This is a genomic window from Catellatospora chokoriensis, assembly GCF_011297315.1.
Classification (GTDB): domain Bacteria; phylum Actinomycetota; class Actinomycetes; order Mycobacteriales; family Micromonosporaceae; genus Catellatospora; species Catellatospora citrea.
Window position 1 is genome coordinate 43,781 of the sequence record NZ_JAAOTI010000033.1, and the last position, 16,880, is coordinate 60,660.

Consider the following 16,880-nt stretch of genomic DNA (forward strand, 5'->3'; position numbering starts at 1 on the left):
GACAGTGGCAGTCCCGAAGCGCAAGATGTCGCGCAGCAACACCCGTCACCGCCGGGCGCAGTGGAAGGCGACCGCGGTCGCGACCGTGGCCTGCCCGCAGTGCAAGTCGGCCAAGCTGCCGCACGCCGCGTGCAGCGTGTGCGGCACCTACAACGGCCGCCAGGTTCTCGAGGTCTGAGTCTCAGGCGATCCCGGTGCATCCGGGAAGCTGTGAAACGTCACGTCGCCGGCTGGTTCTCGCCAGCCGGCGACGTCGCCGTACCTGTGCTGCCCCTCAGCCGCCGGGAGGGGAGTGACTGATGGCCTCGAAGCCGTCGCAGGACACGCGTGCCGCCGAGCGGTCCGCGCAGCTCGCCGCGTCCGATCTCGCGGCGGCCTTCGGCGTGACGCTGGAGCCCGAGCTGCTTGAGCGGGCGCTGACCCACCGCTCGTACGCGTACGAGCACGGCGGCCTGCCCACCAACGAGCGGCTGGAGTTCCTCGGCGACGCCGTGCTGGGCGTCGTCATCACCGCCTCGCTCTACCAGGCGCACCCCGACCTGCCCGAGGGCCGGCTGGCGAAGCTGCGGGCCAGCGTGGTCAACTCGCGCGCCCTGGCCGGGGTGGCCCGTTCCCTCGGCACCGCCGGCATCGGCCAGCACCTGCTGCTGGGCAAGGGCGAGGAGACCACCGGCGGGCGCGACAAGGAGTCGATCCTCGCCGACACGCTCGAAGCGCTGCTGGGCGCGATCTACCTCGAGCACGGCATGGAGAAGGCCGCCGAGGTGGTCCGCGCGCTGTTCGACCCGCTGATGGCGGAGTCCGCGCGCCGGGGCGCGTCGCTGGACTGGAAGACGAGCCTGCAGGAGCTGACCTCCGCGCACGGCTGGGGCGTGCCCGAGTACGCCATCGAGGAGCAGGGCCCCGACCACGCCAAGATGTTCACCGCCTGGGCGGTCGTCGGCGGCGAGCGGTTCGGCGGCGTGACCGGCCGCACCAAGAAGGACGCCGAGCAGCGTGCCGCGGAGGACGCCTGGCAGGTGCTGTCGCACCGGGCCGTGGACACCTCCCACCCGGAGGCCCGCGAGGCCTGACGGCGCCGCCCACCGCCCGCCCGAGGGGCTCGGGTGTCGGCGGGAACGTCGGTGGTGTTGTTCATGATGTGGAGTGCGCCCGGGCTCCGGCCCGGCGCGTTTCCGATCACCGTGTGGCCGGGCCGCCCGCGCGGCCGGCGAGGGAGGCTGGAGCCATGCCGGAGTTGCCCGAGGTCGAGACGGTCCGCAGCGGGCTGGCCCGCTGGGTGGTCGGCCGCACCATCGCCACCGTGGAGGTGCGGCACCCCCGTGCCGTGCGCCGCCACCCGGCCGGGGCGCAGGACTTCGCGGACGTGCTGGCCGGGCGCACGATCACCGAGGCCCGCCGCCGGGGCAAGTACCTGTGGCTGCCGCTGGACAGCGGCGACGCGGTCGTCGGCCACCTCGGCATGTCGGGCCAGCTGCTGGTGCAGCCCGCCGAGGCGGCGGAGGAGAAGCACCTGCACATCCGGTTCGACTTCACCGACGGCGGCCCGCAGCTGCGCTTCGTCGACCAGCGCACCTTCGGCGGGCTGGCGGTCTCACCCGGCGGCGCGACGCTGCCCGCGGAGATCGCGCACATCGCGCTCGACCCGATGGACGAAGCCTTCGTCGAGGCGGATTTCCTGGCCGCGCTGCGGCGCAGACGCACCGCGGTCAAGCGGGCGCTGCTCGACCAGACGCTGATCTCGGGGGTCGGCAACATCTACGCCGACGAGGCGCTGTGGCGGGCCAAGCTGCACGGCGAGCGGCCCAGCGACGAGCTGACCAAGCCGGCCGCGGCGCGGCTGCTCGGCCACGTGCGCGACGTGCTCGGCGAGGCGATCGAGGTCGGCGGCACCACGTTCGACGCGCTGTACGTCAACGTCAACGGCGAGTCCGGCTACTTCGACCGCTCGCTCAACGCGTACGGCCGCGAGGGCGAGCCGTGCTCGCGGTGCGGGTCGCCGATCCGGCGCGAGCAGTTCATGAACCGCTCGTCGTACTCGTGCCCGCGCTGCCAGCCCCGCCCGCGCACGGTGGGCCGGGCCTGACGGTCAGCCCGGCGGGCGGTCGGGGGAGCCGGGCACGGTGAGGTCGGCGTCGGCGTGCACGGCGTCGAGGAGGCCGACCGGCAGGGACATCCGGTGGGCCTGGGTGACCAGGTCGTCGACGACGCTGCGCGGCGCCCCGGCCAGCTGGTCCAGCGCCGCGGCGTCGAAGCCCTTGTCCCGGCACAGCCGCAGCCGGTCGGTGAGGATCGGCGTGATCCGGGTGCGCAGCTCGGCCTCGGGCGCGTCCCAGCGCACCCGCCCGGCCGGGTCGGTCATCTCGGCGGGGAAGCGCGCGGCGTCGGGCCGGTCGTGCTCCACGGCGGCCAGCGGCAGGTAGCAGACCGCCCGGCGGCGGGCCCGGTGCAGGTCCTCGACGGTGGACGCGGCGGTGGTGAACCCGTCCAGCACGTACACGTCGGCCGCGGTCGACTGCGGCGGCGCGGCCAGCGACCACTGCCAGCGCAGCTGCTCGGGCAGCGCGGCCGGCGGCGGGGCGTCGTACCAGTGCGACGGCCGGGCCGGCGTGGCACAGGCGACGCAGCCCAGCACGACCAGCGCGCTGACCGGCACGCGTATTCCGGCGACCCGCACGGCTACACCGGCACCGGCACGACCGCGGACGCGCCGTGGATGGAGGCCTCGTGGGTGGCCAGGCCGAACCGTGCGCCGCGGCCGCGCATCAGCTCGTGGCAGGCCGCGATCTGCTCCAGCGGGACCGAGTGCACCAGGTGCGCGTCACCGGGCCGGACGCCGGACTCGGTGCCGTGCCGGTAGCGGTCCCACGGGCCCTCGTAGGTGCACAGCACCGCGCCCAGGCCCCGGTAGATCGAGTCCGTGGGACGGCCCGGGTTCACCAGCAGGGTGTCGAACCCGATGCGGCGGGCCGCGCGCACCGCGACGGCGACCGGGCCGATCGAGTACGGGCTGGTCGGCGCCTGGTCGAAGAAGACGCCCCGGACCGGGTAGCCGGCCCAGCGGCCGAGTTCGGCCCGCACCTGCTCGGTCGGGCGGGCACCGAAGGCCAGGTCGACGTAGCCGAGCAGGCAGGCCCCGGCGCGGACCAGCCGTGTGGTGGCCGCGGTCCAGGTCGGGTCGAGCCCGCTGCCGGGCCCGGCGTCGATGTTGAGCAGGACGGTGGCGCCGACGCCGGCAGCCTCGATCGTCGCCCACAGCTCCGGGTTCAGCTGGGGGTGTGCGGGAAGTGGCAGCAGGGGGGTCACGCTCGTACAACGACCGATATCGGTGCGCCGCGACTACCCGGAGGTGACTGTCGGCTAGCCGACCGACCCGGCCCGCCCACTATTCGCGGCCGAACTCCCTGTGCGCCGCTACTCGCGGCCGAACTCCCTGTGCGCCGCTATTCGCGGCCGAACTCCTGCGTCCAGTACGCCGTGCGCCCCTGGTAGGACAGCCCCACCCCGGTTGCCAGCGCGTCGCAGTTCAGGATGTTGTTGCGGTGCCCGGTGCTGGCCATCCAGGCTTCGACGACGGACTCGGCGGTCGAGAAGCCGTAGGCGATGTTCTCGCCGGCCGCGTGCCGGCGCGGGTAACCGGCGTCCTCCAGACGGTCGACGAAGCTGCTGCCGTTGCGCCCGGTGTGGCTGAAGTAGTCGAGGCGGGCCATGTCCGCGCTGTGCCGACGGGCCGCGACGCTCATGCGCTCGTCGGTGCGCATCCGGTGGCAGCCCGCCCGCTCCCGCTCCCGGTTGATCAGGATGGCGACCTGGTCCTCCAGGACGGTTATCCGGTCGCTCTCGGGGCTGGTGCCCGGGGCGGCGGCAGCCCGCGCGGCGGCGGGAGGGCTCGCGGTGAGCGCGCCCGGCCCCGGGGCCCGCGCCGCGGCGGGCGCGGTCCGCGACCCCGGCGGGGTGATCCGCGATGACGGAGTGTCACCGGAAAGGGAGACCGTGGTGTCACCCGTACCGGTGACATGGCCGGTGCCCGCGGTGGCGGCCGAGCCGGGCGCGGCGGAGCTGACGACCGGTCCGTCCAGGGTCAGCGCGACGCCGAGCAGGGCGGCGACCAGCGCACCCGAGCCGACGAGCGCGGGCCACCACCGCAGAGGCGCACGATGCCGGCCGGCGTAACGGCCACGAGGTGCCACCGCCTGACGCTAGCAAGCCGGGACGGTTTGTCCCCTCTCGACACCTTCCGCGATGTGTGGCGCAGGGCAACTTGACGTGACCGTCGTATCGGCGGAGTATGGATACGTCGCCAGTCGCGCCCGACCGCGCTCGCCAGCCATATCCGGAGAAACATTCCGGATGGCACGGGCCGGGAGCCGCGAATAACTGGGCGCGCGTTTGGCCGGCGAACCGGCAGCGCTTCACAAGGAGACGATATGGCGAAGGCCCTCTATGGCCACGTCACCGCTGCGCCTGATCGGCGTATGCTCGACGAGGTCACCCGGTTGCGTGCCACGGTGCGGGCACTGGAGTTCGAGGTAACCCGGTTGCGTGCGGAGAACGATCGGCTGGCGGCTGCTGCTGCCGAGGCCGACGACTTCTTCCGCATCGCCGAACCGGCTCTCACCTGAGCGATTCCCGCGTCAGCGGGACCGTGGCCGACCGCTTGACGCGGGTCGCCACAGTGCACCAGTCCTTATGCGCGCCTCCACTCCTGTGGCGGCGCGCTTCTTTTTGTGCGCCGGGCTGTTTTCACGCCCGGGGCGGTTTAACCGTCGGGCAGCGTAGGGCATACGACAGCGGCGGCAACGGTGGCGCGTCCGGAGGGCCGATCTCCTCGCCGGGTACCCTGCAGCTTTGACCCGATAGCATGTGCCACCCGCCGACCGGCGGGATCGCTGATGATCATTTTCGGAGCGCCGTGCACCTCAAGAGCCTGACGGTGAAGGGCTTCAAGTCCTTCGCCTCCGCGACCACGCTGCGGCTGGAGCCGGGCATCACCTGTGTGGTGGGCCCCAACGGCTCCGGCAAGTCCAACGTGGTGGACGCGATCTCCTGGGTGCTCGGGGAGCAGGGCGCCAAGGCGCTGCGCGGCGGCAAGATGGAAGACGTGATCTTCGCGGGCACGTCCGGCCGCCAGCCGCTGGGCCGCGCCGAGGTCACCCTGACCATCGACAACGCCGACGGCGCGCTGCCGATCGACTACACCGAGGTCTCGATCACCCGCCGGATGTTCCGCTCCGGCGAGAGCGAGTACGAGATCAACGGCGACGCGTGCCGGCTGATGGACATCCAGGAACTGCTCTCCGACTCCGGCATCGGCCGCGAGATGCACGTCATCGTCGGCCAGGGCCAGCTCGACGCCGTGCTGCACGCCAAGCCCGAGGACCGGCGCGCGTTCATCGAGGAGGCCGCGGGCGTCCTGAAGCACCGCAAGCGCAAGGAGAAGGCGCTGCGCAAGCTGGACGCGATGCAGGCCAACCTGAACCGCGTCACCGACCTCACCGACGAGCTGCGCCGCCAGCTCAAGCCGCTGGGCCGGCAGGCCGAGGTGGCCCGCCGCGCCGCGACGATCCAGTCCGACCTGCGCGACGCCCGGCTGCGGCTGCTCGCCGACGACCTGTTCACGCTGCGCACGACCCTGGACAAGGAGGTCGCCGACGAGGCGGCCCTGCGCACCCGGCGCGAGCTGGTCGAGGAGGAGTACGAGCAGGTCCAGCTGCGGCTGTCGGCGCTGGAGTCGGCGCACGCCGCCGACGCGCCCGCGCTGACCCAGGCCCAGGACGTCTGGTATCAGCTGTCCGCGCTGCAGGAGCGCTTCCGCTCCACCGCCCAGCTGGCCGCCGAGCGGCACCGCCACCTGGCCGCGCCGACCGAGGACGAGCGGTCCGGCCGCGACCCCGACCGGCTGGAGGCCGAGGCCGAGGCGGTACGCGAGCAGGAGGAGGCGCTGCGCGAGGCGCTGACCGAGGACCAGGTGCGCCTGGCCGAGGCCGTCGAGCGCCGCCAGGAGCTGGAGCGCCAGCTCGCCGGAGCCGAGCGGGCCCTGGTCGCCGCGGTGAAGGCGATCGCGGACCGGCGCGAGGGCATGGCCAAGCTGTCCGGGCAGGTCAACGCGGCGCGTACGCGCACCGCGACCGCCTCGGAGGAGATCGAGCGCCTGTCCACGGCGTACGGCGACGCCGCGATGCGCGCCGAGGCCGCCCAGGAGCAGGTCGACGCGGTCGCCGAGCAGACCTCCGACGCCGACCGGGACAACGCCGACCTGGACACCGCCCACGCCGTCGCGGTCGCCGCATACGACGAGGCCAACGCCGCGGTCAAGCGCGCGTCCGACGCCGAGCGCGCCGCCGAGAAGGAGGCCACCGGCTGGAAGGCCCGCGAGGAGGCGCTCGCGCTCGGTCTCAACCGCAAGGACGGCGCGGGCGCGCTGCTGGCCCGCGGCGGCGAAGTGCCCGGCCTGCTGGGCAGCGTCGCGTCGCTGCTGGCCGTCGAGCCCGGCTGCGAGGCGGCGCTGGCCGCCGCGCTGGGCGCGCTGGCCGACGCGGTCGCGGTGTCCGGCGTCGACGAGGCGGCCGAGGCGATGCGGCTGCTCAAGATCCAGGACGCGGGCCGGGCCGCGCTGCTGATCGGCACGCCCACCCCGCAGTCGCGGCCCGACGTGGCGCTGCCGCCCGGCGCGCGCTGGGTGCTCGACGTGGTGCGCTGCGCCGACACCATCCGCCCCGCGATCACCAGCGCGCTGCGCGACGTGGTGCTCGTCGCCGACCTGCGGGCCGCGTCGGCGCTGGTCGCCGCGCACCCGGCGCTGCGCGCGGTGACCGCCGAGGGCGACCTGGTCGGCGCGTTCTCCGGGGCCGGCGGCTCGGCGAAGGCCCCCAGCTACATCGAGGTGCAGGCGGCCGTCGACGAGGCCCGGGCCAAGCGCGCCGCGGCCGAGGAGTCGATCGCCGTGCTGCGCGCGGAGATCGCCGAGACCCGCGAGATCGCGACCGGGCGCAAGGCGGAGGTGGACGCGGCCGCCGCCGCCAAGCGCGCCGCCGAGGGCGAGCGCAACGCCGCCGCCCGCCGCCTGGCCGAGGTCAGCGCCGCCGCCCGCTCCGCGCAGGCCGAGGCGCAGCGCCTGGCCGCCTCCCGGGACAAGGCCGTCGCCGCCCGCGAGCAGGACCTCGTGCACCTGGCCGAGCTCGAAGAGCGGCTGATGGCGGCGGAGTCCGTGCCGGTCGACGAGGACCCGTCCACCGCCGAGCGCGACCAGCTCGCCGCGCTGGTGCCGCAGGCCCGCCAGAACGAGGTCGAGGTGCGCCTGGCGGTGCGCACCGCCGAGGAGCGCGTCTCGCAGATCGCGGGCCGTGCCGACTCGCTGCTGCGCCAGGCCGCCGCCGAGCGCGCCGCCCGGGAGCGGGCCGCCGCCCGCAGGGCCGCCCGCGAGCGTGGCGCGGCCGTCGCCAAGGCCGTCGAATCCGGCACCCGCGAGGTGCTGACCAGGCTCACCGTGGCACTGGAGGAGGCCGCGGAACGCCGGGACACCATCGCCGAGGCGCGTACGGCCCGGGAGGCCGAGCTGGCCCAGGTACGCAACGGCGCCAAGCGGCTCGGCGACGACCTGAACCGGCTCACCTCCGAGGTGCACCGCGACGAGGTGGCGCGCGCCGAGCAGCGCATGCGCATCGAGCAGCTGGAGACCCGCGCCGCCGAGGAGTTCTCGCTCGACGTGGAGACCCTGCTCGGGGAGTACGGCCCCGAGGTCCCGGTGCCGGTGGTCCTGCTCGGCTCCACCGACTTCGCCGAGCCGGAGCCCTACGACCGGGCCATCCAGGAGAAGCGCGCCGCCAAGGCCGAGCGCGACCTGGGCCTGCTCGGAAAGGTCAACCCGCTGGCGCTGGAGGAGTTCGCGGCGCTGGAGGAGCGCTACAAGTTCCTCTCCGACCAGCTCGAAGACCTCAAGGCGACGCGCAAGGACCTGCTCACCGTGGTCAAGGATGTGGACGACCGCATCCTGGAGGTGTTCGCGACCGCGTTCGAGGACACCGCGCGCGAGTTCCAGGTGGTCTTCCCGATCCTGTTCCCGGGTGGCGAGGGCCGGCTCGTGCTGACCGACCCGGACAACATGCTCACCACCGGCGTCGAGGTCGAGGCGCGCCCGCCGGGCAAGAAGATCAAGCGGCTGTCGCTGCTGTCGGGTGGCGAGCGCTCGCTGACCGCGGTGGCGATGCTGTGCGCGATCTTCCGCGCCCGCCCGAGTCCCTTCTACATCATGGACGAGGTGGAGGCGGCGCTCGACGACGTCAACCTCGGCCGCCTGATCACCCTGTTCCAGGAGCTGCGCTCGCGCAGCCAGCTGATCATCATCACGCACCAGAAGCGCACCATGGAGGTCGCCGACGCCCTGTACGGCGTGACCATGCGCAACGGTGTGACCGAGGTGATCAGCCAGCGTCTGAAAGGCGAGTCCGCATGAGGCGCCGGCCGGCCGAGGCCCTGCTGATCGACTTCGACGGCGTGCTGCGCCACTTCGACGCGTCGGCGTACGGCGACTTCGAGGCCCGGCACGGCGTCGCGCCCGCGAAGCTGCTGGAGTCCGGGCTGGAGTGGCACCGCCAGCTGCCGGCCGTCACCGGTCACTGGACCCGGCAGCAGTGGCTGGACGAGATCGCCGCGCACACCGGAGCCTCCGCGGCGGCGCTGACCGAGTGGGACGCCTACCGCGGCTACGTCGACGAGACCGTGCTGGCGTTCGTCCGCGAGGTGCGCTCGTCCGGCCGCAAGGTCGGCCTGGCCACCAACGCCACCGACGACCTGCACGACGACCTGGCGCTGTTCGGCCTCAAGGACGACTTCGACGCGGTCGTCTCCTCGGCGGAGCTGGGCGTGCACAAGCCGTCGAAGGAGTTCTTCAAGGCCGCCTGCCTGGCCCTGCAGACGCCCGCCGACCGCTGCCTGTTCCTCGACGACACGGACCGCAACATCCGCGGCGCCCGCGTGGCCGGCCTGTCCGCCCTCCGCTTCACCGGCCCCGCCGACCTCCCGTACGCCCGCGCCGCCCTCGGCCTCTGACCGAGACCGAGGTGAAAGTTTCTCTCGGGATGTGGAATGGGTAAGGGGCGGTGACAACCGGATCTCCATGCTGGGCGTGACTACTACCGGACTCTTGACGATCTCCAGGGCCGCCTCTCGCTGAGAGAGCGATCTCCGGTAGCCGCGAGGGTGCGTTTGACCCGATTCGGCGAGGGGAGCGCGGCGATGTCGTCGTCGCTGGTAGTGGACCGCGTGACGGTGGAGTACGCCGCCGGAGCGCCGGTGCTGCGTGACGTGTCCGTGACGGCACAGGCGGGCCGCATGCTCGCGGTGACCGGGCCGTCCGGCGCGGGCAAGACCACGCTGCTGCGCGCCATGGCGGGCGTGCTGCGCCCGGTCAGCGGCGCGGTGGCGGTGGACGGCCTGGCGCTGCGCGACCGCGACGACGCGGTGTCCCGGCGGGTGGTGCTGATCCCGCAGGACAACGGCCTCGCCACCATCCTCACCGCGGGCGAGAACGTGCAGGTCGTGCTGGTGGCCAACGGGTTCTCCCCGGAGGACGCCCGCCGCGCGACGGCCGAGTCGCTGGAGCACGTGGGCCTGTCCGCGCAGGCCGGGCAGCTGGTCGAGGAGCTGTCCGGCGGCCAGCAGCAGCGTACGGCGATCGCCCGCGGCCTGGCTCTGTCCGGCGCGATCCTGCTGGCCGACGAGGTCACCAGCGAGCTGGACGCCGCCAACCGCGCCCGGGTGCTCGACCTGTTGCGCGCCGAGGCCGACCGGGGGGCCTGCGTCGTGCTGGCCACCCACGACCTGGAGGCGGCCGCGGCCTGCGACGCCGAACTTCACCTGCTCGACGGCGCTGCCGAGCTGGTCCGGGCCTGACGGCCGTCCGAGCCCACCTTTCGCCGACCGTGGAAGCGCTCCCCGCGCCGTTCCGGCAGCCGGACCCCCCGAAGAGGTAACCCATGCTCCGCTTGGTGCTCGGCGTGCTGGCCAGCCGCCGCAGCCAGGTCGTGACCCTGGCGGTGCTGGCCGTGCTGGCGGTCGCCGCCGGCACCGCGGCTCCGCTCTACGCCTCCGCCGCCGATCGCGCCGTGGTCGCCGCCGAACTGCGCGCGGCCACCGCGGCCGAGCGCGCCATCACCTTCACCGCCGAGATCGCGGCGGCCAACGGGTACACCTCGCAGCTCGACAGCCTGCGCGGCCAGGTCGCCGAGCGCACCGACGGCAGCGGGCTGACCGAGGTCGTCGGGGTGCACGCGGACGGGCGGGTGCCCGGCGTGTCGCCGGTCGACGCCCCGCTGTCCATGCGTGCGGACGTGTGCGAGCACCTGGTGCTCACCGCCGGGACCTGCCCGGCCGCCGCGGGCGAGGTGGCGATCAGCGAACCCACCGCGCAGCGGCTCGGCGTGAGCACCGGCGGCGAGTTCGCCTACCAGGCCAACCGGGCCCCCGCGCCGGTGACGCTGCGCGTGGTCGCCGTGTACGACCCCGCGGGGCCGCTGGCCGGCGGCGACCCGTACTGGGCCGGGCGGGCCGACTTCACACCGCGGCCGCAGCGGGCGGGCAACCCGCTGTTCGTGGCCGCGCCGACGGTGGCGGCGCTCGACGCGAGCACCCTGATCGCGACCGTGGACATGATCGCCGGGGACGAGACCTTCACGTCCGGCAACCTCGACGGGCTGACCGAGGTCGTCAAGCCCGGCATGGGCCTGGTCGGGGTGCGGATCGACAACGGGCTGCCCCGGCTGCTGCAGCGGATCGAGGACACCCGGGAGGTGCTGCGCCTGGCCGCCCCGCTCGGCGCGGTGCAGCTGCTGGTCGTGTGCTGGTTCGTGCTGCTGATGGCGATCGGCTACACCGCGTCGGAGCGGCGCGGCGAGCTGGCGCTGGGCCTGCTGCGCGGGGTGCCGCCACGGCACCGGGCGCTGCTCGCGCTGGGCCCGACCGCACTCGTGCTGCTGGTCGCCGCGCCGTTCGGGGTGCTGCTCGGCTGGCTGCTGGTGCGCCTGCTGACCTGGGCGACGTTCGCGCGGGCCCAGGACGTCGTGCTCGACCAAGGGGGACTGCTGGCAGCAGTCGGCACGCTGCTCGTCGTGATGATCAGCGCGGCGGTCGCCGAGCGCCGGGTGTTCTCCGGCTCGCTCATGGAGGGGCTGCGGCAGGTGCCGACCCGGCGGCGGCGGCGCGTCGGGCTGGTCGAGCTGGCCGTGGCGGTCGTCGCGCTGGCCGCGATCGGGCAGTCGTACGCCTCCGACAGCCAGGAGGGCGGGCTGCCGCTGCTCGCCCCGCTGCTGCTCGCGATCGTGGTCGGCCTGCTCACCGCCCGGGTGGTGCGCTCCGCGGCCACCCGGTTCGGCGCGTCCCGGCTGCACCGCGGTCGCCTCGCGCACGGGCTGGCCGCGCTCCAGGTGGCCCGCCGTCCCGGCGCGGACCGCCTGGTCGCGCTGACCGTCGTCGCGGTGGCCCTGGTCGGGTACACGGTGAGCGCGTGGGACGTGGCCGCGGGCGCGGCCCGGGAACGGGCCGAGCTGTCGCTCGGCGCGCCGCGGGCGCTGACCGTCTACGCGCAGTCGCGTACCGCGCTGCTGACCGCGGTCGCCAAGGCCGACCCGGCGGGGGCCTGGGCCATGGCGGTGACCCGCCAGGACGACCCGGACCTGACCCTGCTGGGGGTGGACAGCACGCGGCTGGCCGCCGTGGCGCTGTGGCCCGACGGCGCGACCGTGTCCGCGGCCGACACCGCACGCCTGCTGCGCGCCCCCGCGGGCGACCCCGTGCTGGTGGCCGGCGGCGGACTGGAGTTGGACGTGCGCACCACCGATGACTTCGACGGGCCCATGCGGCTGACCGTCGCCCTGGTCGGGCCGGACGGGGCGCCGGTCACCGGCATGGTCGAGATCGCGGACGGCGCCGGCCGCCGGCAGTACCGGCTGGACCTGCCGGCGTGCGCGGTCGCGCCCGGCTGCCGGCTGTTCTGGCTGAGCTTCCCCGTCTCGCCCGACGGCTTCTGGCTGCACGGGCTGCGCCAGCTCGGCCCGGACCGCACCCTGCTGGAGGGGCGGGCCATCGGCGCGGCCTCGCGGTGGCGGCCCGAACTGGGCGCCGAGCGCGAGGTCACGGTGCTCAACGCCGACGACGCGGTGAGCATGCGCTACGTGCCCAGCGATCCGCGCCAGATCAGCACCGACAACAGGGTGTACGTCTCCGACGCGCCCGTGCCGCTGCCGGTGGTCGCGGCCGGGCCGCCGTGGCTGGCGCACACCGGTGAGCTGTCCGAGATCGAGCCGCTGCAGGCGCTGCCGCGGCCGGTGGACCTGCGCTGGGTGTCGCCGGTGCTGCCGGGCGCGAGCACCGCCGGGGCACTGTTCGACCTGCAGACCGCCGACCGGCTCAGCGGCAGCCGGGACAACGCCATCCAGCTGCAGGTATGGCTGAACGACGCCGCCCCGGCCGACGCCGTGGACCGGTTGCGCGCGGCCGGCCTGGTGCCGGTGCGCGACGAGGCCGTGCCGGAGCGCATCGACCGTTACCGCGAGCAGGGCGCCGGGCTGGCGTTGCGGCTGCACCTGGCGGCGGCGGTGCTCAGCGTGCTGCTGGTGGCGCTGGCCGTGCTCGTGCTCGCGGCGACAGACCGCCGGAACCGGTCGGCCGAGCTGGCCGCGCTGCGGATGCAGGGACTGCCCGCCGGTGCGGCCGCCCGCGCGGGCCGCCTCGGCAACCTCGCCATGATCGGAATCGCGGCCCCGGTGGGCGCGCTGACCGCCACCGCGGCCTGGGCCGTCAGCGGCCCGGCCCGGCAGATGCTGACCGCCAGCGGGGGCCTCGCGCCGCCGGGACCGGGTCTGGCGGTCGTCGCGGCGGCGGTCGTCGCGGCCACCGCGGTGCTGCTCGCGGCCGCCCTCACGGCCGGACGTTCGCTGGCCCGGGCCACCACCGGTCGCCCCGGCAGTCAGGAGGGACAGCGATGACGGCGCTGCTGTGGGCGATGGTGCGGGCCCGGCGCGGGCTGGCGGTCATCACGCTGCTGCTGACGGCACTGGCCGCGGCCGCCGCCGCCGCGGGACCGCTCTACCAGGACGCGGCCGCCGAGTCGCTGCGCGGGGTGGAGGTCGCGGCGGCCAGTGTGGACGAGCGGGTGGTCACCGCGCAGACCTCGGACGACCCGCGCGGCGGCGACCAGCCGCTGCGCCCGTACGTGCCCGGGATGATCACGCTCAGTGGCACCTCGGCGCAGGTCGTCGTCACCGGCGCGCAGGGCGAGAAGAACGCGGAGGGCGAGGAGAAGGCGCAGAACATGTTCCTGGCCACCCGGACCGGGATCTGCGAGCACCTGGTGATCGTCCGGGGCCGGTGTGCCACCGGCGAGCGCGAGGTCGTGCTGCGCGAGGACGCCGGCCGCGACCTCGCCGTGGCGCCCGGGCAGGACCTGGCGTTCCAGACGCCGCCGACCGGATCGCGGGACGAGGAGGAGAGGTCCCCGGTGCGCCTCACCGTCGTCGGCTTCTACGCCCCGGTCCGGTTCGACGACCCGTACTGGGGTGATCGAGAGATCCTCACCGGCCTCGACCAGCCCGCAGCGTTCGCCACCGAGCGCACCGTGGCGGCCGTCGAGGGCAGCCGGATGCGCATGGTGGACCTCCTGGTCACCCCTGCGGCGTTCGACGACATGGACCGGCTGCGCGACGACCTGGGCGACGCCGAGTCCGAGCTGGACGCGGGCGGTTTCGGCGTCGACAGCGAACTGAGCAAGCTCATCGCCCGGATCAAGGACGGCGAGTCGCAGCTGGCGTCGAGCCTGCTGCTGGCGGCCGTGCCGCTGGTGATGCTGTGCTGGCTGGTGCTGTTCATCGCGGTGGCCGGCGGGGTCGAGCAGCGGCGCGGCGAGCTGGGCCTGACCGCGCTGCGCGGCGTGCCCGCCCGCACCCGGTGGTGGCTGGCCACCGCCGAGACGTCGGTGCCGGTGCTGCTCGCCGTGATCCCCGGCTACCTGCTCGGGTACGCGGCGACCGCGCTGCTGGCGACGGTCGCGCTGCCCGGCTCGCCGCCGGTGTACCTGAACCCGGCGTCGGCGCTGTACACCGCCGTGGCGGTGCTCGGCGCGCTGCTGGCCGGGCTGCTCGCGCAGGTGCGCGCGCTCACGACACCGGTGCTGGGCCTGCTGCGCCGGGCCAGGGTGCGCCGCCGCGGCGGCCTCGTCGGCGGCGTCGAGGCGATGGTCGGCGCGCTCGCACTGGTCGCCGGCTACCAGGTCGCGGCGGGCGGGGACACCGGCTCGGGCGGCATCGGGCTGCTCGCGCCGCTGTGCATCGCGCTGGGCCTGGGCCTGGTCGCGGCCCGCGCGATCGGCGTGCCCGCCGAGCGGCTGGGCAAACGGGCGCTGCGCCGCGGGCGGCTGCGTACCGGCCTGGCCGCGCTGACGCTGGCCCGGGGCGGCGGCACGCACTGGGTCGTGGTGCTGCTGACCGTCGTGTTCGGCCTGCTCGGGTTCGCGCTGTCGGCTCGGGACGTGGCCGCGCAGGCCTGGCACGAACGGGCCGAGGTGCAGGTCGGCGCGGCCCGGGTGCTCCAGGTCGAGGCGCTGCCCGCGGCCAGCCTGCTGCACGCGGTGCGCGCCGCGGACCCGTCCGGCCGGTACGCGATGGCGGCCATGCGGGTGAACGTGAACAGCGAGACGAAGTTGCTGGCCGTGGACAGCTCCCGGTTCGCGGCGGTGGCGCTGTGGCCCGACGCGTACGGGGCCACGCCCCCGGCCGAGGTGGCGCGGCAGCTGCGGCCCACCGAGGTCACCCCGCTGTCGCTGACCGCGGCCGAGGTCGAGATCACCGTGACGCTGGACCGGCTCGAGCCCGGTGCCAAGGCGGGCCTCACCCTGCGCCTCGTCGGCACCGGCGGGGCCCAGTCCACGGTCCGGGTGGACAAGCTGCTGCCGGGCACGCACGCGTACCGGATCGCCACGCCCACCTGCGCGGCCGACGCGTGCCAGCTCAGGCACCTGATGGTGGACCTCTTCACGCCGAAGCGCTACCTGGTCGACCTGACCGTCGGCGACCTGCGCGACCCCACCGGCAAGACGGTGCTGGCCGGCGCGGAGCTGGCCGGACACCACTGGCGGCTGCCGCAGACCAGCGCCGCGCGGCCCGTGCCGGAGATGGCTCCCGCCGCCGGCGGCCTGCGGGTGTGGGTGGACAGCGTGCTCACGCCGGACATGCGCGCCGCGGCCGATCCCGCGCCCGACCCGCTGCCCCTGGTCGCCGCCGGTGACCTGCCGCCCGAGCTGCTCGGTGCGGGCGGCACGGTGCGGGTCCCGATCGTCCGGGCGGGCACCCTGCCGCTGGTGCCCCGCAACGGCTCGCACGGCGCGCTGGTCGACCTGCAGTACGCCGACCTGCGGGTGGGAGGTGAATCGGACGCGCAGGAGCCCGAGGTGTGGCTGTCCGCCGACGCGCCCGCCGATCTCGTCAGGCGTCTGGAGGCCAGCGGGCTGAAGGTGCTCGGCGAGCGCGACGCCGCCGGGCAGCTGCACCTCTACGAGGAGCAGGCCCCCGCGCTGGCGATGCTGTTCCTGGCCGCGGCCGCGCTCGTCGGTGTGCTCTTCGCCGCGGGCGGCCTCCTGGTCACCGCGGTGCTCGAACGCGGCCGGACCGACGGCGGGCTGGCGACGCTGCGCGCGCAGGGCGTCAGCGAGCGGGTGCTGCGCAGCGCGGACCTGGGCGGCCGGTTCGCCCTGGTGCTCGCGGGCACCGTGATCGGCCTGCTGGCCGCGGTGCTGTCGTGGGCGCTGGCCCGCGGCGTGTTGCCGGTGTTCGGCGACGGGGGCACGGCCGTGCCCCCGCCCGACCTGCCCGGGCCGCTGGTCGCCGCCCCGATCGCGGCGGCCCTGCTGGTGCTGTTGACAACCTGCCTGCTCGCCACGAAGGTGGCCCGCGGGAGCGAGGGAGCGACGTCGTGAAGAACTCCAGCCTGACCGGCCTGGCCGTGGTGTGCCGCCGGGTGGTGCACATCTATCGCGCCGAGGGCGGCGACGTGGTCGCGCTGGCCGGTGTCGACCTGGACATCGCGCCGGGAGAGCGGGTGGCCCTGGTCGGGCCGTCCGGCTCCGGCAAGTCGACGCTGATCGCGCTGCTGGCCGGGCTGATGCGGCCCAGCGCCGGGCGGGTGCAGATCGGCCTGGTCGACATCGGCCGGATCAGCGAGGCCGAACTGGCCCGGCTGCGCGGCACGGACCTGGGCGTGGTGCTGCAGGGGGCCCGGCGCAACCTGCTGCCGTACGCCACCGTGCTCAGCAACGTGTGGCTGGCCCAGCGCCGGGCGGCGCACGTGCGCCCCGCCGACCTGGAGCCGCCGGAGCGCATCCTGTCGCTGCTCGGGCTGACCGGGCTGGGTCACCGCAAGGTGCAGGACCTGCCGCCCGGCGCGGCGCAGCGGGCCGCCATCGCGGTCGGCATGGCCGCCTCGCCCGGCCTGCTGCTGGTGGACGAGCCGACCAGCCAGCTCGACCGGACCGCACGCGACGAGGTGCTGGCGGCGCTGGAGGCGGTCAACACCGAGCGCGGCACCACCATCGTCGCCGTCACGCATGACCCCGACGTGGGCGCGCGGCTGGGCCGGGCGGTCACCATCCGCGACGGCCGCGTCGGCTCCGAGGGCCGCGACGGCCGCGAGTTCGCGGTCATCGCCGGAGACGGCACCGTGCAGCTGCCACCGGACGTGCTGGACGTGCTGCCGCCCGGCACGCTGCTCTCGGTCGAGCACGCCAACGGCAAGGTCACCCTGGTCACCGACGACCACTCGGTGTCCGTGCCGGTGGCGTCCGAGTCCGCCTGACGGCTGGAGACCGGGGCCCCGGCCGGGGTCCGCCGACCCGTGCG

At 75.0% G+C, this 16,880-nt stretch carries 13 protein-coding genes; 10 read left to right on the plus strand and 3 right to left on the minus strand.

Going from position 1 to position 16,880, the window contains the following annotated elements; all coding sequences use genetic code 11:
* Positions 1-4: 4 nt before the first annotated feature.
* From rpmF to mutM, 3 genes are all read left to right on the plus strand, one after another.
* Entirely contained in the window at positions 5-178 is a 174-nt protein-coding gene (gene rpmF, locus HAV39_RS35410; protein ID WP_144120517.1) for a 50S ribosomal protein L32, read from the plus strand.
* 121 nt (positions 179-299) lie between these two features.
* Positions 300-1,073 carry a ribonuclease III gene (gene rnc / locus HAV39_RS35415; RefSeq protein WP_191843528.1) on the plus strand — a complete coding sequence of 258 codons (774 nt, stop codon included), beginning with the start codon at positions 300-302 and terminating at the stop codon, positions 1,071-1,073.
* A 155-nt stretch (positions 1,074-1,228) separates the two neighbouring features.
* A complete protein-coding gene (gene mutM, locus HAV39_RS35420) occupies positions 1,229-2,086 on the plus strand; it encodes a bifunctional DNA-formamidopyrimidine glycosylase/DNA-(apurinic or apyrimidinic site) lyase (RefSeq protein ID WP_191843529.1) in 858 nt (285 codons plus the stop codon).
* A gap of 3 nt (positions 2,087-2,089) precedes the next feature.
* Here mutM and HAV39_RS35425 read toward each other — a convergent pair whose 3' ends face one another.
* The 3 genes from HAV39_RS35425 to HAV39_RS43070 form a co-directional block, all read right to left on the minus strand.
* Positions 2,090-2,677, minus strand: a complete 588-nt coding sequence (locus tag HAV39_RS35425) for an endo alpha-1,4 polygalactosaminidase (protein ID WP_191843530.1) — start codon at positions 2,675-2,677, stop codon at positions 2,090-2,092.
* 2 nt (positions 2,678-2,679) lie between these two features.
* A complete protein-coding gene (locus tag HAV39_RS35430; protein ID WP_191843531.1) occupies positions 2,680-3,306 on the minus strand; it encodes a spherulation-specific family 4 protein in 627 nt (208 codons plus the stop codon).
* Between the two features lie 137 nt (positions 3,307-3,443).
* Positions 3,444-4,190, minus strand: coding sequence for a CAP domain-containing protein (locus HAV39_RS43070; protein WP_239120844.1), 747 nt, complete (start codon positions 4,188-4,190; stop codon positions 3,444-3,446).
* A 237-nt stretch (positions 4,191-4,427) separates the two neighbouring features.
* Here HAV39_RS43070 and HAV39_RS35440 point away from each other — a divergent pair, with 237 nt between their 5' ends.
* The 7 genes from HAV39_RS35440 (at position 4,428) to HAV39_RS35470 (ending at position 16,836) form a co-directional block, all read left to right on the plus strand.
* Entirely contained in the window at positions 4,428-4,622 is a 195-nt protein-coding gene (locus HAV39_RS35440) for a hypothetical protein (RefSeq protein WP_120318491.1), read from the plus strand.
* Between the two features lie 290 nt (positions 4,623-4,912).
* Positions 4,913-8,452, plus strand: a complete 3,540-nt coding sequence (gene smc / locus HAV39_RS35445; protein ID WP_191843532.1) for a chromosome segregation protein SMC — start codon at positions 4,913-4,915, stop codon at positions 8,450-8,452.
* On the plus strand, positions 8,449-9,048 hold the full coding sequence (locus HAV39_RS35450) for an HAD-IA family hydrolase (protein ID WP_191843533.1): 600 nt from the start codon (positions 8,449-8,451) through the stop codon (positions 9,046-9,048). The genes smc and HAV39_RS35450 overlap by 4 nt, the downstream gene beginning before the upstream one ends.
* A 186-nt stretch (positions 9,049-9,234) precedes the next feature.
* Positions 9,235-9,891 carry an ABC transporter ATP-binding protein gene (locus tag HAV39_RS35455; RefSeq protein WP_191843534.1) on the plus strand — a complete coding sequence of 219 codons (657 nt, stop codon included), beginning with the start codon at positions 9,235-9,237 and terminating at the stop codon, positions 9,889-9,891.
* 83 nt (positions 9,892-9,974) lie between these two features.
* Entirely contained in the window at positions 9,975-12,980 is a 3,006-nt protein-coding gene (locus HAV39_RS35460) for an FtsX-like permease family protein (protein ID WP_191843535.1), read from the plus strand.
* A complete protein-coding gene (locus HAV39_RS35465; protein WP_191843536.1) occupies positions 12,977-15,961 on the plus strand; it encodes an FtsX-like permease family protein in 2,985 nt (994 codons plus the stop codon). The genes HAV39_RS35460 and HAV39_RS35465 overlap by 4 nt, the downstream gene beginning before the upstream one ends.
* An 11-nt stretch (positions 15,962-15,972) precedes the next feature.
* A complete protein-coding gene (locus HAV39_RS35470) occupies positions 15,973-16,836 on the plus strand; it encodes an ABC transporter ATP-binding protein (RefSeq protein WP_191843568.1) in 864 nt (287 codons plus the stop codon).
* Positions 16,837-16,880: the final 44 nt, after the last annotated feature.

What these genes read in the sequence shown, in the direction of transcription:
- rnc (WP_191843528.1), top strand. Translation starts at nt 300, where the DNA reads ATGGCCTCGAAGCCGTCGCAGGACACGCGTGCCGCCGAGCGGTCCGCG.
- mutM (WP_191843529.1), top strand. Translation starts at nt 1,229, where the DNA reads ATGCCGGAGTTGCCCGAGGTCGAGACGGTCCGCAGCGGGCTGGCCCGC.
- HAV39_RS35440 (WP_120318491.1), top strand. Translation starts at nt 4,428, where the DNA reads ATGGCGAAGGCCCTCTATGGCCACGTCACCGCTGCGCCTGATCGGCGT.
- HAV39_RS35450 (WP_191843533.1), top strand. Translation starts at nt 8,449, where the DNA reads ATGAGGCGCCGGCCGGCCGAGGCCCTGCTGATCGACTTCGACGGCGTG.
- HAV39_RS35455 (WP_191843534.1), top strand. Translation starts at nt 9,235, where the DNA reads ATGTCGTCGTCGCTGGTAGTGGACCGCGTGACGGTGGAGTACGCCGCC.
- HAV39_RS35460 (WP_191843535.1), top strand. Translation starts at nt 9,975, where the DNA reads ATGCTCCGCTTGGTGCTCGGCGTGCTGGCCAGCCGCCGCAGCCAGGTC.
- HAV39_RS35465 (WP_191843536.1), top strand. Translation starts at nt 12,977, where the DNA reads ATGACGGCGCTGCTGTGGGCGATGGTGCGGGCCCGGCGCGGGCTGGCG.